Source organism: Streptomyces sp. NPDC051662 (assembly GCF_040681655.1).
In the GTDB taxonomy this organism is placed as follows: Bacteria; Actinomycetota; Actinomycetes; order Streptomycetales; family Streptomycetaceae; genus Streptomyces.
In genome coordinates this window covers 184,156-210,853 of the sequence record NZ_JBFAZD010000011.1, presented here as the reverse complement: position 1 = coordinate 210,853, position 26,698 = coordinate 184,156, and the positions used below count along the sequence as shown (strand labels likewise).

19 protein-coding genes are annotated in these 26,698 nt (G+C 69.8%); 13 read left to right on the top strand and 6 right to left on the bottom strand.

Features of this window, described 5'->3' with window-relative positions:
* Positions 1-193: 193 nt before the first annotated feature.
* Positions 194-2,773 (bottom strand): ABC transporter family substrate-binding protein, encoded by a 2,580-nt coding sequence (locus tag AB0M67_RS20500; RefSeq protein ID WP_365747320.1) that lies wholly within the window; start codon positions 2,771-2,773, stop codon positions 194-196.
* Between the two features lie 343 nt (positions 2,774-3,116).
* Between AB0M67_RS20500 and AB0M67_RS20495 the strand changes: the two genes are divergently transcribed.
* The 4 genes from AB0M67_RS20495 (at position 3,117) to AB0M67_RS20480 (ending at position 7,260) form a co-directional block, all read left to right on the top strand.
* On the top strand, positions 3,117-3,347 hold the full coding sequence (locus tag AB0M67_RS20495) for a hypothetical protein (protein WP_365747319.1): 231 nt from the start codon (positions 3,117-3,119) through the stop codon (positions 3,345-3,347).
* Positions 3,348-3,464: 117 nt separating this feature from the next.
* Positions 3,465-4,247: a hypothetical protein gene (locus AB0M67_RS20490; protein WP_365747317.1), complete on the top strand. Its 783-nt coding sequence runs from the start codon at positions 3,465-3,467 to the stop codon at positions 4,245-4,247.
* 71 nt (positions 4,248-4,318) lie between these two features.
* Positions 4,319-6,376 (top strand): fumarate reductase/succinate dehydrogenase flavoprotein subunit, encoded by a 2,058-nt coding sequence (locus tag AB0M67_RS20485; RefSeq protein WP_365747315.1) that lies wholly within the window; start codon positions 4,319-4,321, stop codon positions 6,374-6,376.
* Positions 6,373-7,260 carry a succinate dehydrogenase/fumarate reductase iron-sulfur subunit gene (locus tag AB0M67_RS20480; RefSeq protein WP_365747313.1) on the top strand — a complete coding sequence of 296 codons (888 nt, stop codon included), beginning with the start codon at positions 6,373-6,375 and terminating at the stop codon, positions 7,258-7,260. The genes AB0M67_RS20485 and AB0M67_RS20480 overlap by 4 nt, the downstream gene beginning before the upstream one ends.
* Before the next feature lie 148 nt (positions 7,261-7,408).
* On the opposite strand, the gene AB0M67_RS20475 is transcribed toward AB0M67_RS20480, so the two are convergent.
* Entirely contained in the window at positions 7,409-7,963 is a 555-nt protein-coding gene (locus tag AB0M67_RS20475) for an isochorismatase family protein (RefSeq protein ID WP_365747311.1), read from the bottom strand.
* Positions 7,964-8,164: 201 nt separating this feature from the next.
* Complete coding sequence (locus AB0M67_RS20470; protein ID WP_365747309.1) at positions 8,165-8,623, bottom strand: MarR family transcriptional regulator; 459 nt, start codon at positions 8,621-8,623, stop codon at positions 8,165-8,167.
* Positions 8,624-8,867: 244 nt separating this feature from the next.
* On the opposite strand from AB0M67_RS20470, the gene AB0M67_RS20465 reads away from it, so the two are divergent.
* Positions 8,868-9,935 carry a LacI family DNA-binding transcriptional regulator gene (locus AB0M67_RS20465; protein ID WP_365747307.1) on the top strand — a complete coding sequence of 356 codons (1,068 nt, stop codon included), beginning with the start codon at positions 8,868-8,870 and terminating at the stop codon, positions 9,933-9,935.
* A 617-nt stretch (positions 9,936-10,552) separates the two neighbouring features.
* Positions 10,553-11,455: an MBL fold metallo-hydrolase gene (locus AB0M67_RS20460; protein ID WP_365747305.1), complete on the top strand. Its 903-nt coding sequence runs from the start codon at positions 10,553-10,555 to the stop codon at positions 11,453-11,455.
* A gap of 489 nt (positions 11,456-11,944) precedes the next feature.
* On the opposite strand, the gene AB0M67_RS20455 is transcribed toward AB0M67_RS20460, so the two are convergent.
* Positions 11,945-12,934, bottom strand: coding sequence for an acetylxylan esterase (locus tag AB0M67_RS20455; RefSeq protein WP_365747303.1), 990 nt, complete (start codon positions 12,932-12,934; stop codon positions 11,945-11,947).
* Positions 12,935-13,104: 170 nt separating this feature from the next.
* Here AB0M67_RS20455 and AB0M67_RS20450 point away from each other — a divergent pair, with 170 nt between their 5' ends.
* The 5 genes from AB0M67_RS20450 (at position 13,105) to AB0M67_RS20430 (ending at position 19,834) form a co-directional block, all read left to right on the top strand.
* Complete coding sequence (locus tag AB0M67_RS20450) at positions 13,105-14,349, top strand: sugar ABC transporter substrate-binding protein (protein ID WP_365747302.1); 1,245 nt, start codon at positions 13,105-13,107, stop codon at positions 14,347-14,349.
* A 5-nt stretch (positions 14,350-14,354) separates the two neighbouring features.
* Positions 14,355-15,329: a sugar ABC transporter permease gene (locus AB0M67_RS20445; protein WP_365747300.1), complete on the top strand. Its 975-nt coding sequence runs from the start codon at positions 14,355-14,357 to the stop codon at positions 15,327-15,329.
* Entirely contained in the window at positions 15,326-16,204 is an 879-nt protein-coding gene (locus tag AB0M67_RS20440) for a carbohydrate ABC transporter permease (protein ID WP_365747298.1), read from the top strand. Before AB0M67_RS20445 ends, AB0M67_RS20440 begins: the two co-directional genes overlap by 4 nt.
* A 124-nt stretch (positions 16,205-16,328) precedes the next feature.
* Positions 16,329-18,176, top strand: coding sequence for a glycoside hydrolase (locus AB0M67_RS20435; RefSeq protein ID WP_365747296.1), 1,848 nt, complete (start codon positions 16,329-16,331; stop codon positions 18,174-18,176).
* Positions 18,177-18,325: 149 nt separating this feature from the next.
* Positions 18,326-19,834: a glucoamylase family protein gene (locus tag AB0M67_RS20430; RefSeq protein WP_365747295.1), complete on the top strand. Its 1,509-nt coding sequence runs from the start codon at positions 18,326-18,328 to the stop codon at positions 19,832-19,834.
* Positions 19,835-19,861: 27 nt separating this feature from the next.
* Here the strand turns inward: AB0M67_RS20430 and AB0M67_RS20425 are convergent, their stop codons facing one another.
* On the bottom strand, positions 19,862-20,860 hold the full coding sequence (locus AB0M67_RS20425) for a glycosyl hydrolase family 18 protein (RefSeq protein WP_365747443.1): 999 nt from the start codon (positions 20,858-20,860) through the stop codon (positions 19,862-19,864).
* Between the two features lie 232 nt (positions 20,861-21,092).
* Here AB0M67_RS20425 and AB0M67_RS20420 point away from each other — a divergent pair, with 232 nt between their 5' ends.
* Together AB0M67_RS20420 and AB0M67_RS20415 are read left to right on the top strand one after the other, a co-directional pair.
* The gene (locus AB0M67_RS20420; RefSeq protein WP_365747293.1) at positions 21,093-23,216 is read left to right on the top strand and encodes a TPM domain-containing protein; all 2,124 of its coding nucleotides are present in this window, start codon (positions 21,093-21,095) and stop codon (positions 23,214-23,216) included.
* A gap of 58 nt (positions 23,217-23,274) precedes the next feature.
* Positions 23,275-23,985, top strand: coding sequence for a PspA/IM30 family protein (locus AB0M67_RS20415; protein ID WP_365747291.1), 711 nt, complete (start codon positions 23,275-23,277; stop codon positions 23,983-23,985).
* Between the two features lie 57 nt (positions 23,986-24,042).
* Here AB0M67_RS20415 and AB0M67_RS20410 read toward each other — a convergent pair whose 3' ends face one another.
* Positions 24,043-26,598: a SpoIIE family protein phosphatase gene (locus tag AB0M67_RS20410; protein ID WP_365747290.1), complete on the bottom strand. Its 2,556-nt coding sequence runs from the start codon at positions 26,596-26,598 to the stop codon at positions 24,043-24,045.
* Between the last annotated feature and the right edge of the window lie 100 nt (positions 26,599-26,698).

The window sequence follows — 26,698 nt, the reverse complement described above, 5'->3', positions numbered from 1 at the left end:
GGAGGGTGTGGAGCTGCCCGGGTCAGGACAGAAACGAGCTTGCCCGCCGGAGAGGCCGGCGGGCAAGCGAATTGATGGGGTTCTGAGCTTCCGATACCGCCCTGACCTGCGGTTTCGAAAACAGAACCGTTTTTCTTCTCCCGATCTTCGCCCGACGTACGCCTGCGTTGCCGCTTTCGTCGCCGGTTCTTCGCTACTTCTTCTTCTTCGAGTCCGGGCCGCCGGCCCCGCCCTCTCTGAATCCGATGTCCTGGTAGCGAGGAGTCTGGAAGCCGAAGGCTCCCGCGTTCACGACCGTCGGCTTCACCGCGACCAGCTGCGGACGCTGGTAGAGGGGGATGGATCCGGCCGCGGCCCAGATACGGGCGTCGGCCTGCCTGACCAGATCGCGGGACTTGCCCTCGTTCAGCTCGGCGGCGGCGCTGGCGAAGAGCTGGTCGATGTGGTCCGTACCGACGCGGGTGTAGTTCTGCTCCACCAGCAGCGAACCGTCGCTGGCGGGCACGGGCTTGGCGTAGATCGGCCGGCCGTCGGTCGCCGGGAAGGCGCTGGCGGGCCAGGAGTAGAGCGCCAGGTCGTAGTGGCCCGAGGCGACGTGGTCCTTGAAGTACTCCTCGTCCGCGACCTTGGTGATCTCCGTACCCACACCGATGCGGTCGAGCATCCGCGAGATCCGCTCGCCGACGGCGCGCAGCGACTCGGCGCCCGCGCCGGCGGGCAGTACGAAGCGCAGGCTGAGCGGCTTTCCGTCCTTGCCGAGCGGGCCGCTCGGGACGGTCGGGACGGAGGAGGACGGGGAGGGGGAGGCGGCGGCCGTGCCACGCGGGGCGTAGGCGCCCGCCACACCCCCCGGCTTCTTGTCGGAGTCGTCCACGGCGGCGGCCTGGCGGAGCAGCACGGCGCCCTGGAGGCGGGCGACGGACGCGGGGGCGAGGACCTGTGTGGCGTACTCGGGACGGGGGGCCGTCTTGCCGGGCTTGTCGTCACCGACGATGTACAGGCCCTCGTCGGAGGGGACGTCGGCCGCGTACTTGTCGTCGTGCTCGTCGCCCTTCTTCTTGGCCGCGTCCTTGTTGTCGTCCTTGTCGTCGTCCTTGTCGCCCTTCTTCTTCTCCTCGGCGGCGACCTTCTCCTCGTACTTCCGCTTCTGCTCCTCGGCCCTCTTCTTCTCGGCCTCTTCGGTCTTGGCGTCGGGCCGCTTCGCCTGGGCCGCCGCCTCGGCCTCCTCCTCGGTCAGCTCCTCGTCGCCCTCCTCGCCCTCCTCGGTCCTCTTCTTCTGGGCCTTGCTGCCTGCCTTGGCGGCGGCGACCTTCTTCTTCGCCCCGTCCGGCGTCCAGCCGGCGTCGGCCAGCAGCGCCTGTGCCTCAAGGGTGTCCTGCTTGCCGAGCGCCTCGCTGGCGTCCGAGTACGCCTTTTGGCCCATCAGCGCCAGATGGCTGCCGGGCGGCTTCGCGGGCAGTCCGAGCGGCTTGAGCACCGTGTCGGCCAGTTCCTGGCGGTTGATCGCACGGGCCACCGCCCGCCGTACCCGCTCATCCGCGAGCGGTCCCGACTCGCCGTTCAGCGCGAGCTGCGTGAACGCGGGCTCCAGCGACTTCCGGACCTCCCAGCCGAGCAGTCCCTTCTGCTCCCGCGCGTACCGCACGATGGACTCGGCCTTCCGCTTGCGCGCCTCCACCGCCGCCTCGGCCGCCTCCTCGTCGGAGCCGTTGGCCAGCGCCCAGGACCGAAGCGCGGAGCCCGGGGTGATGGCGACGCCCGGACCGTGGGTGAGCGGCTGCCCGCCGCCGGACTCGGCGTCCTTCCCCGCGCCCTTCTCGGCTTCCTTCTCGGCGCCCTTCTCGGCTTCCTTCTCCGCGTCCTTCTCCGCCAGGGCCATGCGCTTGACGACGCCGCTGTCGATCTCGACGATGTCGACCTTGCGGGCGGCGAGCGCCGCCGCGCTCTCGCCCCTGGGCACCGTGCGCATGACCAGCTGGTCGAGCTTGGCGGGCTCTCCCCACCAGTGAGGGTTACGGGCGAGCGTGGTCTCCTTGGCCTTGCCGTCCACCTTCTTGACGGTGAAGGGGCCGGCCGTCACCTTCAGGTTCTTCCTGGCACCGTCGTTGAACGCGTTGGGCTTCCCCATCACGTCCTTGGGATAGAGCGGGCTGAACAGCGATTCCCAGTCGGCGTAGGGCTTGTTGAAGGTGACCCTGACCTCAAGGTTGTTGGCGCCGCGCTCGATCTTCTCGATCCGCTCGTACCCGGCGTTGCGTGCCGTCCAGTACGCGGAGTCCTTGCCGCGCAGCGCACGCCACTGCGCCACGAAGTCCGGCGCCCCGATCTCCCGGCCGTTGCTCCAGACCGCCTGCTGGTTGAGCTTGTAGAGCACGACCTGCTTGGGCTCGCGTTCGACGATCTTGGCGGATTCCAGATAGTCGGGGTTGCGCTGGGGCCGGCCGCTTTTGTCGAGTGTGAAGAGGGCGGGCAGTACGGCACCGGCGATCCGGCTCGTGGCCGCGTCCGCGTCGGCCTGGTAGCTGTTGAGTGTCGCGGGCATGGTGTCGACCGCCCAGCGCATGGTGCCGCCCTGGGCGACGCCGTCACGTTTCACGGCCGCGATGTCCGGGGCGGCGGCGGCCGAGGGCTCGCTTCCCTCCTCCTCCGAGGTGCACGCGGACAGGGCCCCCAGGGCGAGTACACCGGTGGTGAGAAGCGCGACGGAGCGGAGTGTTCGGGAGCGGAGCGTTCGGGAGCATGTCCTCCCGCGTGGGGCGCCGACGTGGGACATGGCTTGTACCTCTTCGTCCTGTTTGTGGAATTTAGAGATGATCACACCTATTTGCCCACTCACTGAAGGGGACCGCGAGTCAGCGGCGGCGCAGACACGGCGTGACGTGCGAACAAACCCACCCATGCGGCCCAACGCGCCCGGGCCCGGCGCTTGGCTCAAAGCGCACCCGGGACGGACCGGCTCGCCAGAAAACTAGTGACCTACGACTTCCCAACCGGGGATGTGACACGGAACACTCTCAGGCGCACGGAACACGCTCAGGCGCACACAGAGAGCCGTCCGAGGGGTGACCCTCGCGATTCCCGCATGCCACCCGAGACCGTGGAAGTGAGGGCAACTCATGTCCCTGCAAGACGATGTGGCGGCAGTCAAGCGCTGCCTGGACGACCTGGTCCGCACGGTCGGACGGCTGGAGCGGAATCTCGCGCTCCAGCGTGAGAACGAGTCCCGACCCCAGCCGGCCGGCCGCGTCGACGACCTGGTGACCATCCCCGACACCCCGTACAACAGCGCGCTGTGGACGGACTCGGACGACGAGGGCCTGGGCGTACGCGACCGGCGAGCTCCCTAGCGACCCAGACGTCAGGAGTCCTCGTTGGCCACCGGTACAGAACCCCCCGCCGTCAGTACGGGCCCATCCGGCAGTACGGGCCCATCCGGCAGTACCGGCGCATCCGGCGGTACGGGCGTGCACAGCGCGTCGCGCGCCGCCATCGCGCCCCGCCATCTGCGGACGGACCGCTGGTGGCTGGCGCCCGCCATGACCGCCGCCGGGCTGTTCGCCTTCATCGTGTACTCGACCTGGCGGGCGTTCGCGAACAGCGACTACTACGCGGCGCCGTATGTCTCACCGTTCTACTCGCCCTGTCTGGCGGAGAACTGCGCGCCCATGCGGAACGGCCCCAACTGGGAGATCTTCGGCAGTTGGTGGGGCCTGTCCCCCGCGCTGCTGATCCTGATCTTCCCGCTGGGTTTCCGGCTGACCTGCTACTACTACCGTAAGGCGTACTACCGCGGCTTCTGGGCCTCGCCGCCCGCCTGCGCCGTCGCCGAGCCCCACGCGAAGTACACAGGTGAGACCCGCTTCCCGCTGATCCTGCAGAACATCCACCGGTACTTCTTCTACGCGGCCGTGCCGGTCGCCGGCATCCTCACGTACGACGCGGTGCTCACCTTCCGGGACGCGGAGTACGCCTGGGGGCATATGGGTCTCGGCTCGCTGATCTTCCTCGCCAATACCGTGCTGATTTGGGCGTACACGCTCTCCTGCCACTCCTGCCGGCACATCATCGGCGGCCGGCTTCGGCACTTCTCGAAGCATCCGGTGCGCTACCGGCTGTGGGGCTGGGCCGGGAAGCTCAACAACCGCCATATGCAGCTCGCGTGGGCCTCGCTGATCAGCGTCGCCCTCTGCGACTTCTACGTGTACCTGCTGGCCACCGGAGCCTTCGACGACCCCCGCCTCTTCTGACGGCCCCGCCGCTTCTGACGGTCCCGCCTCTTCTGACGATTCGCGCCTCTTTTTAGGGAGAGCCATCCGATATGACGCAACTCGAACGCCGGCAGTGGGACGTCGTGGTGGTGGGTGCGGGAGGAGCGGGTCTGCGCGCCGCCATCGAGGCGCGCGAGCGGGGCGCTCGTACCGCGGTCATCTGCAAGTCCCTCTTCGGCAAGGCCCATACGGTGATGGCCGAGGGCGGGATCGCCGCCTCCATGGGCAATGTGAACTCCGGTGACAACTGGCGGGTGCACTTCCGCGACACCCTGCGCGGCGGCAAGTTCCTCAACCAGTGGCGGATGGCGGAGCTGCACGCCCAGGAGGCGCCGGACCGCGTCTGGGAGCTGGAGACCTGGGGCGCGCTGTTCGACCGTACGCCCGACGGAAAGATCTCCCAGCGCAACTTCGGCGGACATGAGTACCCGCGTCTCGCCCATGTCGGCGACCGTACGGGTCTGGAGCTCATTCGTACGCTCCAGCAGAAGATCGTCGCGTTGCAGCAGGAGGACTTCCGCGAGTACGGGGACTACGAGGCGCGGCTCAAGGTCTACCAGGAGTGCACGGTCACCCGGATCCTGAAGGAGGGCGGCGGCCAGGGGGACGGCGGCGGGGCCGAGGGGGCCGTGGACGGCGGGTCGGGAGAGGACGGCGGCGGCTCGGGCGGCGGCGGTCGGGTCGCGGGGGCGTTCTGTTACGAGCGGGAGTCCGGCCGGTTCTTCGTGCTGGAGGCCCCGTCCGTCGTGCTCGCCACGGGCGGCATCGGCAAGTCCTTCAAGGTGACCTCGAACTCCTGGGAGTACACCGGCGACGGCCACGCGCTGGCGCTGCTCGCGGGTGCTCCCCTCCTCAACATGGAGTTCGTACAGTTCCACCCGACCGGAATGGTCTGGCCGCCCTCGGTCAAGGGCATCCTGGTCACCGAATCGGTACGCGGCGACGGCGGGGTGCTGCGCAATTCCGAGGGCAAGCGGTTCATGTTCGACTACATCCCGGATGTCTTCAAGGAGAAGTACGCGGAGTCGGAGGACGAGGGCGACCGCTGGTACGAGGACCCGGACCACAACCGGCGTCCCCCCGAGCTGCTCCCCCGCGACGAGGTGGCCCGCGCCATCAACTCCGAGGTCAAGGCGGGCCGCGGCTCTCCGCACGGCGGTGTCTTCCTCGATGTCTCGACGCGGATGCCCGCCGAGGTGGTCCGGCGCCGGCTGCCTTCGATGTACCACCAGTTCAAGGAGCTGGCGGATGTCGACATCACCGCGGAGGCCATGGAGGTCGGCCCCACCTGCCACTACGTGATGGGCGGGATCGCCGTCGACTCGGAGACCGCCGCCGCGCCCGGGGTGGCCGGGCTGTACGCGGCGGGCGAGGTCGCGGGCGGAATGCACGGTTCCAACCGGCTCGGCGGGAATTCCCTCTCCGACCTGCTGGTCTTCGGCAGGCGGGCGGGGCTGCACGCCGCGGCATACGCGGCCGGGCTCGACGTACGCCCGGCGCTGGACGCGGGGCAGATCGACGCGGCGGCGGAGGAGGCGCTGCGGCCGTTCAGCGCGGGTGACCGAGGTGGTGTGGGTGACCGAGGTGGCGTGGGTGGCGGGGGCGGTCCAGGGGCTTCGGCCGACCGGCCCGTGGAGAATCCGTACACCCTCCATCAAGAGCTCCAGCAGACGATGAACGACCTGGTCGGCATCATCCGGCGGGAGCAGGAGATGGAGCAGGCGCTGGAGAAGCTGGCCGAGCTGCGCGAGCGGGCGGGCCGGGCCGGGGTCGAGGGCCACCGCCAGTTCAACCCCGGCTGGCACCTCGCGCTCGATCTGCGGAACATGCTGCTGGTCAGCGAGTGCGTCGCACGGGCGGCCCTGGAACGTACCGAGAGCCGGGGCGGCCACACCCGTGAGGACTGGCCCGGCATGGACTCCGACTGGCGCCGGGTGAATCTGTACTGCCGGCTCGCCGGTACGGAGGAGGGCGCGGCCACCGATCCCGCGGCCGGCCGTATCGCGCTCACGCGCCGAACGACCGAGCCCATACGTCCCGACCTGCTCGCCCTGTTCGAGAAGGAAGAGCTGGTCAAGTACCTCGCCGAAGAGGAGCTTCACGAGTGAGTGCGAGCACGAGCACAGGTACGGGCACGAGCGCGGGCACGGGCACGGGCGCGGGCACGGGCACGGGCGCGGGCACGGGCACGGGCGCGGGCACAGGCACGAGCGCGAGCGCGTCGTCGGCATACGAGGCCAAGTTCCGGGTCTGGCGGGGCGACGCCGAGGGCGGTGAGCTGACGGACTTCGCCGTCGAGGTGAACGACGGGGAGGTGGTCCTCGACATCATCCACCGGCTCCAGGCGACCCAGGCGGCGGATCTGGCGGTGCGCTGGAACTGCAAGGCGGGCAAGTGCGGTTCGTGCAGCGCGGAGATCAATGGCCGGCCGCGGCTGATGTGCATGACCCGGATGTCCGTCTTCTCGCGCGAGGAGACGATCACGGTCACCCCGCTGCGGGCCTTCCCGGTGATCCGGGATCTGGTGACGGACGTCTCCTTCAATTACGCGAAGGCGCGGGAGGTGCCGTCGTTCGTACCGCCGCCGGGGGTGGCGGCCGGTGAGTACCGGATGCAGCAGGTGGATGTGGACCGCTCGCAGGAGTTCCGTAAGTGCATCGAGTGCTTCCTGTGCCAGGACACCTGCCATGTGGTGCGCGATCACGAGGAGAACAAGACCGCCTTCGCCGGGCCGCGCTTCCTGATGCGGGTGGCCGAGCTGGACATGCATCCGCTGGACGCGGCCGGGGAATCGGGGCTCGACCGGAAGAAGACCGCCCAGGACGAGCACGGCCTGGGCTACTGCAACATCACCAAATGCTGTACGGAAGTGTGCCCGGAGAACATCAAGATCACCGACAACGCGCTGATTCCGCTCAAGGAACGGGCCGTGGACCGGAAGTACGACCCGTTGGTGTGGCTGGGCAACAAGATCCGGCGGCGCGGCGAGTGAGGTAGCCGGGTGGATACCTGGTGGTACCTGTAACTGGCGATACCTGTTCCTGGCGGTACCTGTAACTGGTGGTACCTGTACCTGGTGGACAGCGGAGACGGGAGGGGCCCTTGATTCCGGGCCCCTCCCGTCTGTGACGCGTCACGCGTCAGCCGAGGAGCTTCACGATCGCCTCGGTGGTCCCGGTCTCACCGAGCCGCGGAAAGATCTTCTCGACGCTGTTGAGGTGCGCGCCCTCGTCCATGTCGGCGACCGCGTCGACGGCGACGGTGACGTGGTAGCCGTGCTCATGCGCGGCACGGGCGGTCGACTCGACACCGATGCTGGTGGCGATACCCGTCATCACGACCTGGGTGACGCCCCGGCGGCGCAGCTGGAGGTCGAGATCGGTGCCGTGGAAGGCGCCCCACTGCTGCTTGGTGACCACGATGTCGCTTTCCTGGACGCCCAGTTCGGGCACGAGGTCGGCCCAGTCGGCGGGGGGCTGCTCGCCGCGCGCGGGAGCCTCGGTACGGCCGGGCGCGCCGCCGGTGACACGTACGAACACGACGGGCAGCCCCCTGGCACGGAAGGCGGCGGCGAGTTCGGCGGAGCGCGCGACGACGTCGGAGGACGGGTGGGGGACGGTGGGCAGGGAGGCGATGCCCTTCTGGAGGTCGATGACGACCAGGGCGGTCTTGGGGTCGATGGTGGTGACGGTCATGGTGGTGCTCCTCGCGGTGCGGGAGGGGGGTTGGGGGGTCGGGGTGTCGGGGGCTGAGGGTTGGGGGTTGGGGGTTGGGGGTTGGGGGTTGGGGGGTGGGCTGAGGGTTGGGGGCTGAGGGGCTGGGGTGGTGTCGGGGGTTGGCGGTTGCCGGAGGGCGCTCAGCGCCTGGACCGCTGGTACGTCGCGTGTGCCTCCGTGTCACTCACCGCGCGCCACCAGCCGCTCCAGCAGAGCCGCGGCCTCGGCCAGCGTCCGGCGCTCCGCGCCGTCCAGTTCGCCCGCGATCGCCTCGGAGAGCCAGCCCTGCTTGGCCGCGCGGACCGCGGCGAGCGTGCGGCGGCCGGTTTCCGTGACCGAGACGACGGACTGCCGGCCGTCGCCGGGGTCGGGCGTCCGCTCGACCATGCCCTGACCCTCCAGGGCCCCGAGGGTCAGCCGCAGGGACTGCGGACGTACGTACTCGGCGCGGGCCAGCGCGGCCGTGGTCGACGGCCCTTCGCCGACCAGCCGTGCCAGAACCGAGTGCTGGGAGGGCGTGAGCCCGCTGTCCGGTGAGGTCGTGCGCAGCCGTCGCATCAGCCTGCGGACCACGGCGGTGAGATCGGCGGCGACCTGCTCCGCGGTCGGGTCTCCGGGTCGCTCGGACTCCTCGTGCATCCGTCCACCGTAGGAGGTAGACAGAAAAGCTTGCAAGTTTACCTGTCATTCTTGACCGGATCCTGGCTCTGGCCAGGGGCCGCCTTGCTCCCCGGACAGCACGGCGCCTAGGGTGAATGCGCTTTCATGACACACGCATCCGCGCGTACGCGTCGCCGAGGGCGAGAAGGCGGCGGAAGCGGCGGAAGCGCCGGAAGCGGCGAAGAATCAGCGGATATCAGCGAAGAAGGGGACGGTCGGTCGGGTGAGTGCCCCCACGGTGTACGACGTCGCCGAGCGGTCCGGCGTCTCCATTGCGACGGTCTCGCGGGTGTACCGGAACCCCGATTCCGTACGCGCCCAGACCCGCGACCGGGTACTGGAAGCGGCGCGCGCGCTCGGTTACGTACCCAGCGGAAACGCGCGCGGTCTGGCCAGCAGAACCACCGGCGTACTCGGGCTCTGCTTCAACGACTACTCCGATCCGGACGCCGAGACGGATGCCGAGGCGGTCGACGCGTATGACGACTCCGCGGTGATGCTCTACTCGGACCAGATCATCCGGGGCATGGAGCGGGCCGCGCGGCGGCACGGCTACGCGCTGCTGATCGCGGCGTCCCTGAAGGGCGGTCCTGAGTCGCTGGTGGCGAAGGTCGCCGGGCGGGTCGACGGATTCGCCGTACTGGCTCGGACCGTCCCCACCGAGGACCTTGAGGTGATCTCGCGCCGGCTGCCGGTGGTGATGCTGGCCGGGCCGCGCGAGATCGACCATCTCGACCACATCGAGGCGGCCAACTCCGACGGCGAAAGAGAACTGACCCGCCATCTGATCCGTGATCACGGCTTGCGCAGGCTCGTCTTCGTCGGCGGTGAGAAGGATTCACCGGATGCGGAGGCGCGGTTTCGGGGGTTCAGGGACGCCTGCGCCGAGGCCGGACTGCCGGTCCCGGACGAACCCGATCTGCGTGCGGGGATGATGACCCAGGCCGAGGGAGAACGGGCCGCCGAGAAGCTGCTCGACCGCGCGGACCGGGACGGTGGGCGCCCGCAGGCGATGCTCTTCGCCAACGACCAGATGGCGATCGGCGCACTCCACGCACTGGAGCGGCGCGGGGTACGGGTACCCGAGGACATCGCGGTCACGGGCTTCGACGGGATCCCGCTGAGCCGGATGGTGCGGCCGGCGCTGACGACCGTACGCCAGCCGATCCGCCGGCTCGGCGAGGAGGCGGTGGAACTGCTCGTACAACGACTCGCGGAACCGACGCGCGAACCGGTCTCCCTGATGCTCCCGGTCGCGGTGGCCCGCAGGGCGAGCTGCGGGTGCGGGTAACTGCGGGTGCGGGGTGGGCTGTTGGTGGTTGGCGCCAGGTCAGTGCCGAGGGGTAGTCGGGGTGACCGGGGACGTGTGGATGCGGGTGGGGGCCGCCCCTGATCTTTGAGTTTCGCGGTTGCGGGTCGGGCGTCAAGGGCGCTCCTACGTCGCGTCGGCTGCGCCGATTCCGCTTCGCTCCACCCTGGACACCCAACCCTCCACCGCAAGTGCAGCTTTGAAGGGGGGCGGCCCGGGGGGAGGGGTCCCCGGAGAAGCACCCATGTGCCGGGGGCCGGTTGCCGACCGCAGGTCGGTGGGTGGTCTGCGCGGCAGTGGAGTGGGGCGGCCCAGCCCCGGCAAAGCGACTGATCCCCGTGGGTGGCCGGGACTCATGCCCCGCTGTGCGGGCCCGTTGTCGGGTGGCACCTGCTGGCAAGGGCGGACGGGCCCGCAGCCAGACCCATATGTCCCGGTTTGCTGGGCTGTTCTCGGGTGCTCCGCCGGGTTATGTGTCCAGTGTTCGGTTAACCGGGCCTCACCACGCATCACCACCTTTCCTGCGGCAATGCGTGCCGCTGATGGCTGTGATTAGCTTGAAGTGTCTACTGTCGGTTCCTGGGCAGGAAGGCGACAAGATGAGTGACACGTTCGCTCCGCTGCCCGACTTCGCGATCGGTCCGGAAATTCCCTCTTCGGGTTACCTCACGACAGACCTCGGGGGCGGCCTCTACGGTGTTACCAGCGGCCTCGTGAATACGATGTTCCTGGTGACCAAGCAGGGAGTTGTGGTGCTCGACGCACCACGGGACCTCGGTGATCGACTCCTGACAGCCATCGGTGAGGTGACGCCGAAGCCCGTGACGCACATCGTGTACAGCCACGCTCATGCGGATCACATCGGTTCAGCACACCTTTTCCCGGGAAGTCCCACGGTGGTCGCGCATGAACTGACCGGGAACCTGCTCAAGATGGCGAATGATCCGCATCGCCCCTTGCCGAACGAGACGTTCAGTGGACGCCGGCATGTGCTGAATCTGGGCGGAGAGCGCCTGGTGCTGGAGTATCCCGGCGACTTCCACCAGCCGGGAAACCTGTTCGTTCACGCGCCGGACCACCGAGTTCTCGCGGTGATCGACAGTTTCACCGTCAAGTCCGCCCCATTTTTCCGGCTGCTGTTCACCTCGCATGTGCCAACATATACTGCCGCACTGAATTGGATACTCGACTATCCATTCGAAACAATTGTGACGGGTCACATGTCACAGTTCGGCACACCGGAAGACGTCGAGACCACAAAAGAGTACGTTGCCGATCTGCATTCGTCCGCCCGAAGAGCACTCGAAGTGGTCAACTACGACAATGCGGTGCGGCACGTGCCGCCAGATAACCGGCAAGCGCAGCTCAAGGTATATGTTGACGCAGTTGTCGAAACAGCCGCCGATATCATGCCGAAATCATGGATGAATCGCCTGGGGGGATTCGATATCTTCCTGAAGGACAACGTGAATGTGGTCGTCTGGAGTCTGTTGAACGACTGACCCGCCCCCGGCCGACGATGCGTCCTGTCTTCGGTTAACCCGTCCCCACGACACATGACCACCTCCCACCGGCCCACTGGCCGCCTCCTGAGTCACACCCACCCCACCACCCACACACCCCCACCAGCGGGGCATGAATCCCGACCGTCCACGGGGGTCAGACGCTTTGCCGGGGCTGGGCCGCCCCACTCCACTGCCGCGCAGACCACCCACCGACCTGCGGTCGGCAACCGGCCCCCGCAACAGAGGTGCTTTCCCGGGGACCCCTCCCCCCGGGCCGCCCCCCTTCAAAGCTGCACTTGCGGTGGAGGGTTGGGTGTCCAGGGTGAAGCGAAGCGGAATCGGCGCAGCCGACGCGACGTAGGAGCGCCCTTGACGCCCGACCCGCAACCGCGAAACTCAAAGATCAGGGGCGGCCCCCACCCGAGACCACACGTCCCGGCCCGCCACGACTACCCCTCGGCACGAACCCACACCCGAAGTCCCCCCTCACCCACCCCCCAACCACCCCCCGAAAAAGCGCCCATCCGCCGCCCGCAGCTCCGCCTCCTCCCGCTCGCTCCCCGCGTGCTCGAAGTGGCCGGCCGTCAGGACGTGCAGTTCGCGGGGGCCCGCGAGCGCGTTGTATACGGCGAACTGGCCCGGCGGCGGGACCGACGGGTCGAACAGGGCCGGTGCGACCATCATCGGGATCCGGAGCCTGCTCGCGGCCGTGGCGGCGTCGAAGTACGGGAGTACGTCCGCGATCCCGGGGTGATCGCGGTGGTGGACGCGTACCGCCTCCCCACTCCCGACGCAGGGCAGGGTCAGCCGCAGCGGGTGGTTGCCGAAGGTCGGTACCGTCAGCCGACCGCAGACGAAGCGGTCGTCCCAGGGCAGTGCCAGCGCACCGAGGCCGCCGCCGAAGCTCTCGCCCGCGTAACCGAGCCGGGCGCCCCGTGGCGTCACCAGTTCCGGTACCAGTTCGAGCAGCGCGGACGCGGCGCACCACAGGTCGGCCACACAGTCGCCGATGACATAGGTGTCACGGGACTCGATGCCGTGCAGGACATGACGGTCGGCCTCACCCGGGAGGGCGGGTCTGCGGCTGCGGCTGCCCATCCCCCGTACACAGGGCAGGATCGCCGCCCCGTCCGGCAGCGGAAGCGGCACGTCCCGTCCGGTCTCCTGGCGTCCGCCGTAGCCGTGGCCGATGACGAATCCGTGCCGCACCGGGCCCTCGGCGGGCAGGGCGAGCCAGCCGCCGAGGCGCAGCCCGCCGACCGAGGTGAAGGACACCCCGAAGATCCGGAATCCGTCGCGCTCGTCCTCCTGGGGGCCCACCGCCGGCGCCGTCCCCACCCGTAGCGCCGCCTCGTAACGGTCCCGCCAGAACGTGTCGAATCCGTCCGGCGGGGCAGGAGCGGCGATGGTGAGCAGCTCATCAAGGGTCCGGCCATACGCCGGATCAAAGGGAAAGCCGTGCACGAACGCGGACATGATCGCGACAGTAGCCCACCGGACATGAGCCGAACGCACCCGCACAGATGTCCCACATGTTGCACGAGTGTGACCAAGCCGCCTCTTGCGGTTTTCCGAAGCGCGACGGCAGAGTGATGTATGCGCTTACAGGCAGCGCATACATCGGGGAGCTCAAGGAGGAGCCGTCCATGCACCGCACCGCCAGAACCGCCTCTGCCGCCACCGCGCTCGCGGTGGCATTCGGACTCACCGCGTGCGGAAGCTCGGGTGGTGAGGGCGTCGCCGCCGACAAGAAGCAGACCCTCACCGTCTGGGCCATGGGCGCCGAGGGCGAGAAGCTCGCGGACGTCGCCAAGGTGTACGAGAAGGCCAACCCGCACATCACCGTCAAGGTCACCCCCATCAGCTGGGATGTCGCGCACCAGAAGCTGGTCTCCGCGGCCGCCGCCGGCACCCTGCCCGATGTGGCGCAGATGGGCGGCACGTACATGGGCGAGTTCTCCGAGCTGGGCGTTCTGGAGCCGGTCGACACGAAGGTCTTCAAGAAGGACGACTTCTTCCCCGCCGCCTGGAAGCAGGGAGAGGTGGACGGCGAGGTGTACGGCGTCCCCTGGTACGTCGACACCCGCGTCCTCTACTACCGCACCGACCTCGCCGAGAAGGCCGGCGTCAGCAAGGCCCCGGCCAACTGGCAGGAGTTGGCGCAGCTCGCCACCGCCTACCAGGACAAGGCCGGTACGGAGTGGGGCCTCTACCTCCAGCCCAGCGGTCTGGACACCGTGCAGAGCTGGTACCCCTTCCTGTACTCGGCCGGCGGCGAGATCGTCTCCGAGGACGGCAAGGCGGTCTTCAACAGCCCCGAGTCCATCAGGGCCATGACGGAGTACGCCTCGTACTTCGACAAGGGGCTCACCAAGAAGAGCACCCCGCCCGGCTACGAGGTGCTGAAGGACTTCAACTCCGGTGATGTGCCGATGTTCTTCTCCGGCCCCTGGATCATGACCCTGATCAATGACGACTACCCCGACCTCAAGGGCAAGTGGGGTGTCGCGAAGGTCCCCGGTGACAAGGCGTCCGTCTCGATGGCGGGCGGCTCCAGCCTGGTCGTCTCCAAGGACAGCACGCACAAGGCCGCGGCCACGGACTTCATCAAGTACCTCACGGACACCGAGGGCCAGAAGGACTGGTTCACCCGCACCAGCGATCTGCCCGCCAACACCGGCGCCTGGGACTCCGGCGAGCTCTCCGACGACCCGGGGCTCCAGATCTTCCGTGAGCAGATGGAGTCCGCCAAGGGCACGCCGGTCCTGGCCAAGTGGAGCGAGATCACCTCGAAGGTCGACGAGGCCCTCGGCGCGGTGACCCAGAACAAGTCCTCGGCCAAGGACGCCGCCGACAAGGCGCAGTCCGAGATCGAAGGGCTCGTGGAGTAGCCGCCATGACCACCACGACCGAATCCGCCGCGGACGCCGCCCCGGCACCGGCCGGGGCCGGTCCGCCGACGAGCGGTGCGAAGGGCCGTGAGCCGCGCTCCCTGGGGGTGCAGAATCTGGCCGGGTGGCTGTTCTCCACCCCGTTCCTGGTGCTGTTCACGGTCTTCATGGCCTTCCCGATCGTCGCCACGCTCGCCATGAGCTTCACCGACTTCGGGCTGCGCAATGTGACCGACCCGCTCTCCGCGGAGTTCATCGGTTTCGAGAACTACACGAAGCTCTTCGGTGACGAGAAGTTCCTGAAGGCGCTGTTCAACACGGCGTACTTCGTGGTCGTCGGCGTACCGCTCACCATCGGCGCGGGACTCGCCGCCGCCGTCCTGCTGAACAGCGGGATCGACCGGGCGCGTACCTTCTTCCGGGTCGGCTTCTACGCCCCGGTGGTGACCAGCATCGTCGCCGTCGCCGTCGTCTGGACCTTCGTCCTCGATCCGTCCGAAGGACTGATCGCGGGCCTGGCCTCCGAAGTCGGGCTCACCACGCCCGACTTCCTCGGCTCCGAGGCGCTGGCCATGCCGTCGCTGATCCTGATGGCGGTCTGGCGGAACCTCGGCACGGTGATGGTGCTGTTCATCGCGGGCCTCCAGGCCATTCCGACCGACGTACGGGAAGCCGCGCGGCTGGACGGCGCCGGTCTCTGGCAGGAGTTCCGCCGGATCACCGTGCCGCTGCTGCGGCCGACGATGCTGTACGCCACGGTCATCACCACGATCGGCTACCTCAACGTCTTCGAGGAGCCGTTCGTGATGACCGAGGGCGGCCCCTCGAACAGCACCCTCACCGTCTCGCTGAACATGTACCGCGAAGGCTTCAACTTCTTCCACATGGGCTACGCGAGCGCCATGGCGTATGTGCTCTTCGTCGTCATCATGGGCATTACGGTGCTCCAGCTCCGTCTGCTGAAGGACAACACGAAATGAGCGCCGCGGAGACTTCGACCCAGCAGACCGCACCCCGACGGACCGGACGCACCGGCCGGCGCGGGAGAACCGGCGTGTACGTCCTGCTGTCGCTCGGCGTGCTGGTCATGTCGGCGCCGTTCCTCTGGATGGCGCTGTCCGCCTTCAAGACCGACCGCGAACTGGCGGCCAGCCCACCGGTGTGGCTCCCCACCGACTGGACCCTGGCGCACTTCTCGCGCCTGCTCGACCGGCTCGACCTGCCGCTCTACTTCTTCAACTCCGTGCTCGTCGCCGTGCTGGTGACGGTCTCCAATCTGGTGTTCTGCTCGATGCTGGGATACGCCCTGGCCAAGCTGCGGTTCGCCGGCCGGAACAAGCTGTTCGCGCTGGTGCTCGGCGCGCTCATGGTGCCCGGCAATCTGATGCTGCTGCCGCTCTTCGTCCTGATGAGCAAGTTGCGGCTGATCGACTCGTACGCGGGTCTCGTGCTGCCGTTCGCGGCCGGGGCCTTCGGGGTCTTCCTGATGCGGCAGTTCATGCAGTCGATCCCGGACGAGCTGCTGGAAGCGGCCCGGATGGACGGCGCCGGTGAGTGGTACATCTTCTGGCGGATCGTGATGCCGCTGGTCAAGCCCGCCCTGGCGACGCTCGCGATCCTCACCTTCCTGGGGTCCTGGAACAACTTCGTCTGGCCGCTGATCGCCACCAACGACCCGGGCAAGTACACGCTTCCGGTGGCGCTGGCGACCTTTGCCACCGACCCCAATCAGTCGGAGGGCTCGAACGGAATGCTGATGGCCGGCTCCTTGCTGGTCGTGCTGCCGGTGCTGCTCGTCTTCATGGTGCTGCAGCGGTACTTCACCCAGGGCATCGCCACGGCAGGCATCAAGTAACGGCCCGCCCCTCCGCCTTCCGCCGGACCTTCCACGTTTCTCCGCGCCCTTCCGTAACTCCCCCTTCCGTAACTCCGCCCTTCGCCGGCTCCACACCCCCCTCCGAGAAAAGGTTTGTACCGTCATGACCGAAAAGTCCGCCGCTCGCGCCGACTGGGAGTCGCGCATCGGGAAGCCCAGTGACCGGCGACTCACCGGCATCGGTGAGCTTCCCGCTCCCGTCGCTCTGTCCGCCGAGGACGGCACCGGCCATGTGCTGCTGACCTGGCGGCCGGTGCCGGGCGCGCTCGGCTATCTGGTGCACCGCGCCGACTCCGCCGAGGGTCCCTTCGAGCCGCTCGACCACCTCGGCGGCGATGTGCTCGCCGTACCGCACCCGCCGTACGCGGACACGCTGGCCCAGCCGGGCCGCGGCTACTTCTACAAGGTCGCCACCTGGTCGGACACCGGCGCCGGCCCGCTGTCCGAGGCCGTGCCCGGCTCCGCCAGGGCGGCCGGCTCGCGCCCCGCCGAGGTCACCGTGGCCGTGGACGCGGGCGCTCCGGCCACCGAACTCCCCGGTGTCTGGAACCGGATGATCGGTGCCGAGCACTTCTCGTTGCTGACCTGGGACAAGCCGGGCGCGGGCGGCTCCGATGTCGCGCGGGAGTACGCCGAGGCGCTGGCCATCGTCCGCGACGAGATCGGCGTACGCTCCGTCCGCGCGCACGGCACCTTCCTGCCCGAGACCGTGACCGTACGCGGCGACGGCTCCTTCGACTTCGCCGGCCTCGACGCGGTCTACGACCGCTTCCTGGCCACCGGCCTCAAGCCCGTCGTCGAGCTCTCCTTCATGCCGAGGGAACTCGCCTCGGACCCGCACTACACGGTCTTCGACTACAAGGCCCTGGTCTCCACCCCCGCCCGGTGGGAGCGCTGGGGTGATCTCTGCCGCGAGCTGACGGTCCACCTCCAGGAGCGGTACGGCCGCGACACCGTCGCCGGCTGGGAGTTCGAGGTCTGGAACGAGGCCAATCTGGCGGTGTTCTGGAACGGCACCCAGGACGACTACCACCGGCTCTACGAGGTCGCCGTACGCGCCGTGAAGGGCGTGGACGACCGGATCAAGGTCGGCGGGCCCTCCTCCGCCGCGGCCGGCTGGGTCGGCGCGCTGCTGGAGTACTGCCAGGAGCACGACGTCCCCATCGACTTCGTCTCCACGCACACCTACGGCAACGCCCCGCTGGACTTCCGCCCGATGACCCGCGCCTTCGCCGAGGCGACCGGCAGGCCCGAGCCGGAGATCCTGTGGACGGAGTGGGGCGTCACGCCCACGCACTTCCATCGCGTCAGCGACTCCGTCTTCGCCGCGCCGTTCGTGCTGCGCGGGATGAAGAGCGCGCTGTCGTCCACCGACTGTCTCTCCTACTGGGTGGCCTCCGACCAGTTCGAGGAACTGGGCTGGCCTCCCCGGCTCTTCCACGGCGGATTCGGGCTGCTCACGGTGGGCAATCTGCGCAAGCCGCGTTTCTGGGCGCTGTATCTCCTCTCCCAGCTCGCCGGCGGCCGGATCCCCGCCGCCGTCAGCGGTGATGGCGCGGCGGCGCTCGTCGAATCCCTCGCCACCCGCGCCGAGGACCGCTCCACCGTGGACGTCCTGCTCTGGAACGGCACCCTCGACCAGTCCAAGATCGACGGCGCCGCCGCGCTCGACCGCGCCGCGACCGTCCGCGTCACCGGGCTCGAAGCGGGCGCCCGCTACACCGTCGAATCGCGCAGGGTCGATGAACACCACGCCAATATCCAGGCCGTCTGGAAGGACCTCGACGGTGGGGACTGGCCCGACGACCAGCAGTGGCAGAAGCTGCGCGCCGCCGACGAGCTGCCCGCCGAGGGGCTCGCGCCCGTGACCGCGGACGCCGAGGGCACCGCCGGGCTGACCGTCGAGCTGCCCAACCCCGGCATCCGCTTCCTGCGCCTCACCCGCGGCTGATTCCCCCCGCCGCCAGAGACCCGGGGGCCGACGGCACCTGACCGCCGTCGGCCCCCGTACGTACCACCACGACAACTCCGGACCTCACAACTCCGGACCCACAACGCCGGACCCACAACTCCACACCCGCCAACAGGAGCTGGACTCTTATGGACCGTCGCACGTTTCTCGCCGCAGCGGGAACCGGGGCCGCCGCCCTGTCCCTCGGAGCCGTATCCACACCCGCGCTCGCCGCACCCGCCGCACCCGCACTCGCCGCACCCGCCCGATCAGGGAGCGTCCCGCGCTCCTCCGACCTGCCGCTGCTGCGCCGCTGGTTCGAGGACACGTACCGCTCGATCGAGGCCATGACGACCGACTTCGGTCTCACCGCCGACAAGATCGATATCTCCAGGCCCGGTACGCCCGTTCCCTCGCGGAACACCTCACCGACCAATATCGGCTGCGGCCTGTGGTCCACCGTCGCCGCCGCGGGCCTCGGTGTCATCGGCCGGGACACCCTGTACCGCAGGCTGGCGCACACCGTCTCGGCGGTCGAGAAGCTCGAACGCCACCACGGATTCTGGCTCAACTGGTACGACGCGTACGACGGTTCCGTCCTCACCAGCTGGCCGGGCACCGGCGACCCGGTCCGTCCCTTCCTCTCCTCCGTCGACAACGCCTGGCTCGTCACCGGCCTGCGGATCGCCGCCGACGCGGAGCCGCGGCTGCGCGGCCGGGTCGCCGCGATCCTCGCGACCGCGGACTGGTCGTACTACTACACGCCGTACGACCCCGCCGACCCGGTGAAGAACCCCGGCCAGCTCCGCGGCGGTTTCTGGACCGACACCGGTGAACCCACCGCGCACCACTACGGCGCCCTCAACACCGAGCCCCGCATGGCCAGTTACCTGGGCATCGCCGACGGCTCGCTCCCCGGCGACCACTACTGGCACATGCTGCGCACGATGCTCCCCGAGCATGGCCAGGAGCAGCCGCCGGGCGGCGCGTACGAGACCATCGACGGTGTCCGTCTCTGGCAGGGCCACTACACCTACCGGGGCCGCAAGCTCGTCCCCACCTGGGGCGGTTCGATGTTCGAGGCGCTGATGGTGCCGCTCTTCGTGCCGGAGGCCGAGTGGTCGCCGCGCTCCTGGGGCACCACCCATCGCCGCTATGTGCGCTCCCAGATCGAACACGGACTGGACGAGGCCGGGTACGGCTACTGGGGCTTCTCCCCCTCCAATGTGCCGGAGGGCGGTTATCAGGAGTACGGCGTCGACGCGATCGGAATGCAGACCGACGGCTACGCCTCCAACACCGACCGCACCTTCGTCACCCACGGCGAGCCGCCGCCCCCGGCATCCGCGTACACCAACGGGGTCGTCACCCCGCACGCGTCGTTCCTCGCGCTGCCGCAGGCGCGCGGGGAGGCCATCGCCAATCTCAAGGCGATCGCGGCCGACTTCGGCGCGTACGACGACCGTTACGGCTTCCGTGACTCCGTCAATGTGGGGACGGGCCGGGTCAGCGACTTCGTCCTCGCCCTCGACCAGGGCATGATCGCCGCCGCGCTCGCCCAGGAGCTGCGTCCCGGACTGCTCCAACGGCCGTTCCGTACGGGCGGGTTCACCTCGCGGGTCCGGCCGCTGCTGGCGAAGGAGCGGTTCAGCATCTGAGGACGCGGCTCCGCGCCCAGACGGGGTTCATCCGCCGGACGTCGCGAGCCGTCCCCAGCCGTCGCGGTAGGACGTCCAGTCCTTCTCGGTCGCCGCGAAGTCGACATAGATGGCGACCCCGAAGCGGTCCCGGTCGCGGTCCGTGCGCCCCAGGCCCAGCCTGACGCCGCGGACCGCGGCCGCGACGGTCTCCGCGTGGCCGTGGTGGCTCAGGTCGTCCTCGTAGTAGAACGGCAGCCCCATCAGCAGGTCGGTGCGCTCCGGTGTGACCTCCAGCGCGAGCGTGGTCTGCTGCGCGACATAGCCGCCGTACAGGCTCTCCAGCGGCATCGCCGTGTCGTACGACATGACGGCGATCTGGTCGACCCGCCGGGCCACCTGCGCGAAGAACGCCTGGGACCACCACTTGGGGTGCCCGGTGAGCGTGTCGGCGACGGAGTGCAGCGCGGGCAGCGGATCGATCTGGTGGGCGGCGACGGAGAGCGGCACCTCCCGGGCCCGGGCGAGGGCGCGCAGATCGTCGAGGAGCGAGAGGTAGTCGCGGTCGCCGGAGTGCAGCGGCTCCAGATCGAAGTGGACGCCGTCGAAGCCCGCGTCCAGGATCTGCCGGGCGGAGCCCACCACCGCGGCGCGGGACGCGGCCCGCTCCAGGCGCAGGCCGTCGGGTGTCTCGGTCGCCAGCTTGTCGCCCAGCCAGGCGTGTACGCGTACGCCCGGGATCTCCCGGTGGACGGCGTCGATCAGCCACCGCGCCCGGGGGTAACGGGCCGTGGGGAGGGTGCCGTCATGCTCCAGCGGCCCGGCGTGGACATACAGGTCGCGTATGCCGGTCCCGCGGATCCGCTGCGCGAAGGCGGCGAGATCGGCGTCCTTCTTCCGGCCGTCCACCCAGGCGTGTCCCAGCCAGATGGCGTCCTTGCCGCGGGTGCGGGTGCCGTCCTGGAGGTCGCCCGCGTAGGTGAGGCGCAGGGCGACCGCGCCGGTGAGCGCCGGTATGACGAGCAGGACGGCGAGCGCCAGCGCCATCCGCTTGGGCCAGCGCGCGCGGGGCGCACGCCAGGCCCGTATCACTGTCCGTCCGAATCCGCGCAGTTGTGCACGCAATGCCGTTTCCTCCCCCGTGTGCCCATGACCGGCCGGTCATGGGCACGCTCAGGCTATGCGCCGGACGCCACTCGGTGACGGTGACGCCCCCGTTCCGGGAGGCCACCACGTCCGGTCGCGCCCACCCTTTACCGGACATAACCTCCCAAATGTGATGCCACTCGTACGTCGCCCTCGGACGCCCATAACCGCCCGGACCCTGCTGGCCGCGCTGGTCATGGCGTGGTGGCTCGTCGTACCCACGGCTCAGCGGGCAGCCGCGGAGCAGCCGATCCCCCTCGACCGGCAGGGGCAGATCACCGACAAGGTGGGGGCGCTCGGCGGTCAGCGGACCGCCGTGAGCCGGGCTCTCGACCGGCTCTACAAGGACCAGCGGGTACAGCTCTTCGTCGTGTACGTACGTGACTTCTCCGGGCATTCGCCACAGAGCTGGGCCGACACCACCGCCACCCGCAACGGGCTCGGCCGTGACGACCTGCTGCTGGCGGTCGCGACCCACGACCGGCAGTACGCCTACTCCGCGGACATCGACTCGCCCCTCACCCACGACCAGCTCGCCACGGTCGCGCGCACCGCCGTCGAGCCGGCGCTACGGCAGAACGACTGGTCGGCCGCGGCGATCGGCGCCGCCGACGGATTCGACGCGGTGCTCGCGGGCCGGCCGGTGCCCACGCCCGCCATCACACCCGGTGTGGCGGACCCGGGCGGTCCGGCGGCCGACGGAGGCGCGGCGACCAATCTCGTGCTGCCCGTCATCGTGGTGCTCGGGGCGGCGCTCATCGGGGCGTACACCTTCGCCAAACGCAAGCGGCGGATGGCGGCCCGTACGACACCGCGGGGCGGACGGCAGGGCTGGGGCTCCTCCGGCGGAACGGAGGGGCCCGCGCCGACTCCGCTGCCCGAGCTCGACAGCCAGGCGAAGCAGGCCCTTGTCGAGACGGACGACGCGCTGCGTACCAGTCAGGAGGAACTGGGCTTCGCGACGGCGCAGTTCGGCGAGGAGGCGGCGGCGCCGTTCACCGACGCCGTGGCCTTCGCGAAGGGGCAGCTGACGCTCGCCTTCCGGCTGCGCCAGCAACTCGACGACGCCTTCCCGGAGGACGACCCGACCCGCCGCCGGATGCTGAACGAGATCATCGCCCGCTGTGCGGAGGCCAACAGCCGGCTGGACGCCGAGTCCGAGGGCTTCGACCGGCTCAGGGCGCTGGAACGGAACGCGCCGCAGGCCGTCGAGACGGTCGGGGCCACCTTCCGCGAGCTGAACGGGCGGGTCGCGACGGCGCGGGACACGCTCGCCGCGATGCGCGAGCGGTATGCCGACTCGGCCTCCGCGCCCGTCGCGGACAGCGTCGCGCAGGCCGAGGACCGGCTCGTCTTCGCGTCCACCGCTCTGGAGGAGGCGCGCGGTCTCACCGACGCGGGCGACAACGGCAGGGCGGCGGTGCATGTGCGGGCGGCGGAGGCGGCCGTCGGCCAGACGGCCACGCTCGTCGAGACGGTCGAACGGCGCGCGCAGGAGCTGACGGAGGCGGCCGGGAAGCTCTCCGGCGCGCTGACGGAGACGGAGACGGATCTCGCCGACGCGCGCGGTCTGCTGAAGGGCACGACGCAGGGGATGCCCACGGCCGACCTCCAGGGCCGCATCGGCCGCGCCGAGGCGGTGGTCTCCGGTGTACGGCGCGAGCTGGACTCCGGACGGTACGACCCGATCGACGCGCTGCGCCGGGTCGAGGAGGCGGACGCGGTCCTCGACGAGGCGCTGACCGGGGCGCGCGAGCGCGAGGTGGGCAGCCGCCGGGCCGGCACGCTCCTCGATCAGGCGATGCTCACGGCACGCTCGGCGATCGGCGCCGCCGCCGACTACATCGGCACACATCGCGGAGCGGTCGGCAGCCAGGCGCGTACCCGGCTGATGGAGGCGCAGCGACGGCTGGAACTGGCCCACGCCGCGTCGGTGTCGGGCGACGCGCAGGGCGCGCTGGCCGAGGCGCAGCAGGCGGACGCGCTGGCGCGGACGGCGCAGGACCTCGCCGAACAGGACGTCAGGTCGTTCGGGAGCCGGTACGGCGGCGGCGGTGTCCAGGGAACGGGAGGCGGGCTCGGAGGCGCCGTGCTCGGCGGGATCCTCCTGGGCGGCCTGTTCGGCGGCGGCCTCGGTGGAGGCGGGGGGTTCGGCGGGGGTTACCGGGGTGGCGGGGGCTATCGGGGCGGCGGCGGCCCCGGCAGCTTCGGTGGCGGGGGTACGCGCGGCCGGATGGGCGGCGGCGGCCGGTTCTGACGTCCTCACCTTTCCCGGATCACCTTCCTCACAGGAATTCCCCACAAGGAGAAGAGCCATGACCAAGCAGACCATCCTCGGCCGGGTCAGCCAGCTGGCGAAGGCCAATATCAACGCCCTGCTGGACCAGGCGGAGGATCCGCGGAAGCTGCTGGACCAGTTGATCCGCGACTACACCAACAACATCGCCGAGGCGGAGGAGGCGGTGGCCGGCACCATCGGCAATCTGCGCCTGCTGGAGCAGGACCACACCGAGGATGTGGCCGCGGGCCGGGAGTGGGGCGAGAAGGCGCTCGCGGCCAGCAAGAAGGCGGACGAGCTGCGCTCGGCGGGGCACGCCGCGGACGCGGACACCTTCGACAACCTCGCCAAGGTCGCGCTGGAGCGGCAGCTCCAGTCCGAGAAGGAGGCGAGGACCGCGGAGCCCGCGATCGCCTCCCAGACGGAGGTCGTGGACAAGCTCAAGGCCGGTCTGGAACGGATGAAGGTGAAGCTGAACGAGCTGAAGGCGAAGCGCGACGAGCTGGTGGCACGGTCCAAGTCCGCCCAGGCGCAGAACCGGATGATGGACGCCGTCAAGAACATCAACGTCCTGGACCCGACCAGCGATCTCGGCCGGTTCGAGGACAAGGTGCGGCGCGAGGAGGCCAGGGCGATGGGCAAGCAAGAGCTGGCCGCCTCGTCGCTGGACGCCCAGTTCGAGCAGTTGGACAGCGTCGGTGACCGCGCGGAGGTCGAGGCGCGGCTGGCGGCCCTGAAGAGCGGCTGACGGGACCGGGCCCTGGACGCGCCGCCCGGGGGCCGGGGCCGGTCTCCGGGCCCGGCGTCAGAACATGCTCAGCAGCTGCTCGACGGTCGGCTCGGCCGACGAGTCACCGTCGGGCAGGGCCAGTTCGAACCAGACCGTCTTGCCGCGCGGCGTCCGGCGCGAACCCCACGCCGCGCTCAGCAGCCCGACGAGCTGGAGACCCCGGCCGCCCTCGTCGGTGTCGCGGGCCCGCCGCCGCCGCGGCTGCACCAGCCCCGCGTCCCACACCTCGCAGACGAGGGTTCGGTCGAGCAGCAGCCGTAGCCGGATCTCGCCCTCGCCGTAGCGCATGGCGTTGGTGACCAGCTCGCTGACGAGCAGTTCCACGGTGTCCACCAGCGGTTCGAGATCCCAGGCGAGCAGCTGGGTACGGGCCAGTTCCCTGGCCCTTCCCACCGAGCGCGGCTCGCGGGGCAGCCGCCAGTCCCCGACCGCCTCGGCCGGCAGCCCCTGGATACGGGCCATCAGAAGGGCGATGTCGTCCTCGCCGTGCCGGGTGTCGAGCGTGTTCAGTACGTGGTCGCAGACGTCCTCCAGCGGACGGGACGGATGGGCGAGGGCCGCGCGGAAGGCGCCCAGGCCCTCGTCCAGCGGCTGGTCCCTGGACTCGACCAGCCCGTCCGTGTAGAGCGCGAGCAGCGCGCCCTCCGTGACATCGACCTCCACTTGCTCGAACGGTTCACCGCCCACGCCGAGTGGCATCCCGGGCGGCACGTCCAGCATCAGCGCGTCCTCGCCGGGTTCGACCAGGACGGGCGGCAGATGACCGGCGTTGGCGAAGGTGCAGCGCCGGGTGACCGGGTCGTAGACGGCGTACACACAGGTGGCGAGATAGACCTCGGCGAGGTCCGCGTCGCGCGATTTGTGGGCGACGCGCGAGGCCTGCTGGGCGCCGCTGGGCGAGCCGAGTCCCCGGGCGATCTCGTCCAGCGCGGAGAGCACTTCGGCGGGCTCCAGATCGAGCAGCGCCAGCGTGCGTACGGCCGTGCGCAGCTCCCCCATGGCGACGGCGGCCCGCAGGCCGCGCCCCATGACATCGCCGACGACCAGCGCGGTGCGGTGGCCGGGCAGTTCGATGACGTCGAACCAGTCGCCGCCCACTTCCGTGGCCGTGTTGCCGGGCAGATAGCGGCAGGCGATGTCCAGCCCCGCGGCCTCCGGGTCACCGGGCGGGAGCAGGCTGCGCTGGAGGATCAGCGCGCGTTCGTGTTCCCGCCGGTAGAGGCGGGCGTTGTCGATACAGACCGCGGCGCGTGCGGCCAGTTCGACGGCGAGCGCCCGGTCCCGCTCGCCGAACGGCTCGCTGCCCTTCGTACGGGAGAACTGGACGAGCCCGATGACGCTGTCGTGGGCGACCATCGGTACGGCGAACGTGGACTGTACGAGACTGCCGGCCTCGCCGGGGATGGTCTGCACGCGGCCGGTGCGCAGCGCGTTCGCGCTGAGCGAGCTGAACGGGAACCGGTGGACGGCACCGACCTCCGGCGGGACATATCCGTCGCCCTCACCGCCCGGCCCGGTCAGCGGTACGTCGGAGACGGCGCTGGCGAAGGCGACCCGGCGCAGCCGGGCACTGCTGCCGCCGGAGTCGGCCCGCGAGGAGCCCCAGCGTCCCGGCGGCGCCTCCTCGCCGGTGAGCAGGCTCTGGTAGAGGTCGACGGACGCGAGGTCGCAGAAGCCGGGGACGGCCACGCCGAGCAGTTCGCGCGCGGTGGTCTCCAGATCCAGGGAGTTGCCGATCCGGGCGCTGGCCTCGTTGAGGATGGCGAGGTTGCGGCGGGCGCTCGCGGCCTCCCTGGCGGCTATATGACGGCGCGTGACATCGGTGCCGACCCCGGCGACCCCGATGGAGCGGCCGGAGCCGCTGTGGACGCGATAGAGGTTGACCGACCAGTGCCGGCGCTCCGCGTCGCCCGGCCGGGTGCCCACGATCTGGAGGTCGGTGACGGACTCCCCGGTCCTCAGGACGCGTTGCAGGGCGGCGGTCATCCGCTCGGCCTCGGGGCGGGAGAGATAGTCGTGGACCGTACGGCCGCGGTGGTCGTTGGCCCGGCCGCCGAAGACCGTGGCGAAACGCTGGTTGGCGCGCTGCACCTTGAGCTGGGTGTCGAACAGCAGGAAGCCAAAGGGAGATTGGCCGAAAATGGCCTGCGAGGAGGCGAGGTCGGTTTCGATCCGGCGCAGCGCTCTGACGTCGACGACGATACAGAGCGCGGCGCGTTCGCCACGCTCCGTCTCGCTCGGCATCACATAGACCTCGGCGAGCCCGTCCTGCCCATCGGTGCCCTGTGCACGGAACGGGACGAGACCGGTCCACTCCTTGCCGTCGAGGATCTCCTCGACCTTGCGATGCCCTCGCGACCGCTGGCCGGCGGGCATGAACACCTCGACCGGGTCACGGCCCCTGACCTCGTCGGCAGCGACCCCGAACAGCTCGGTGGCCCGGTCGCTCCACTGGTCGACCAGCCCGTCCGGGCCGATCGAGAACGAAGCGACCTTGATGTAGTCATAGATCGAGCCGGGCGGACTGCTCTGCCATACGACGTCGCCCGCCGCCCCGGATATCTCGCTCACGCGACCGTCCCCTCCAGCTCACGCACCGGACCGGCCATGCCCGCAGTATTCAGCACTACGGCCCCAGCCGACACGGCGTTCACGATCACAGCACGGTCTC

Excerpts from the sequence above, each read along its gene's own strand:
- AB0M67_RS20450 (WP_365747302.1), top strand. The coding sequence starts at position 13,105 with ATGCACCGCACCGCCAGAACCGCCTCTGCCGCCACCGCGCTCGCGGTG.
- AB0M67_RS20420 (WP_365747293.1), top strand. The coding sequence starts at position 21,093 with ATGCCACTCGTACGTCGCCCTCGGACGCCCATAACCGCCCGGACCCTG.
- AB0M67_RS20415 (WP_365747291.1), top strand. The coding sequence starts at position 23,275 with ATGACCAAGCAGACCATCCTCGGCCGGGTCAGCCAGCTGGCGAAGGCC.
- AB0M67_RS20440 (WP_365747298.1), top strand. The coding sequence starts at position 15,326 with ATGAGCGCCGCGGAGACTTCGACCCAGCAGACCGCACCCCGACGGACC.
- AB0M67_RS20455 (WP_365747303.1), bottom strand. The coding sequence starts at position 12,934 with ATGTCCGCGTTCGTGCACGGCTTTCCCTTTGATCCGGCGTATGGCCGG.
- AB0M67_RS20475 (WP_365747311.1), bottom strand. The coding sequence starts at position 7,963 with ATGACCGTCACCACCATCGACCCCAAGACCGCCCTGGTCGTCATCGAC.
- AB0M67_RS20470 (WP_365747309.1), bottom strand. The coding sequence starts at position 8,623 with ATGCACGAGGAGTCCGAGCGACCCGGAGACCCGACCGCGGAGCAGGTC.
- AB0M67_RS20485 (WP_365747315.1), top strand. The coding sequence starts at position 4,319 with ATGACGCAACTCGAACGCCGGCAGTGGGACGTCGTGGTGGTGGGTGCG.
- AB0M67_RS20430 (WP_365747295.1), top strand. The coding sequence starts at position 18,326 with ATGGACCGTCGCACGTTTCTCGCCGCAGCGGGAACCGGGGCCGCCGCC.
- AB0M67_RS20435 (WP_365747296.1), top strand. The coding sequence starts at position 16,329 with ATGACCGAAAAGTCCGCCGCTCGCGCCGACTGGGAGTCGCGCATCGGG.
- AB0M67_RS20460 (WP_365747305.1), top strand. The coding sequence starts at position 10,553 with ATGAGTGACACGTTCGCTCCGCTGCCCGACTTCGCGATCGGTCCGGAA.
- AB0M67_RS20495 (WP_365747319.1), top strand. The coding sequence starts at position 3,117 with ATGTCCCTGCAAGACGATGTGGCGGCAGTCAAGCGCTGCCTGGACGAC.
- AB0M67_RS20445 (WP_365747300.1), top strand. The coding sequence starts at position 14,355 with ATGACCACCACGACCGAATCCGCCGCGGACGCCGCCCCGGCACCGGCC.
- AB0M67_RS20425 (WP_365747443.1), bottom strand. The coding sequence starts at position 20,860 with ATGGCGCTGGCGCTCGCCGTCCTGCTCGTCATACCGGCGCTCACCGGC.
- AB0M67_RS20500 (WP_365747320.1), bottom strand. The coding sequence starts at position 2,773 with ATGTCCCACGTCGGCGCCCCACGCGGGAGGACATGCTCCCGAACGCTC.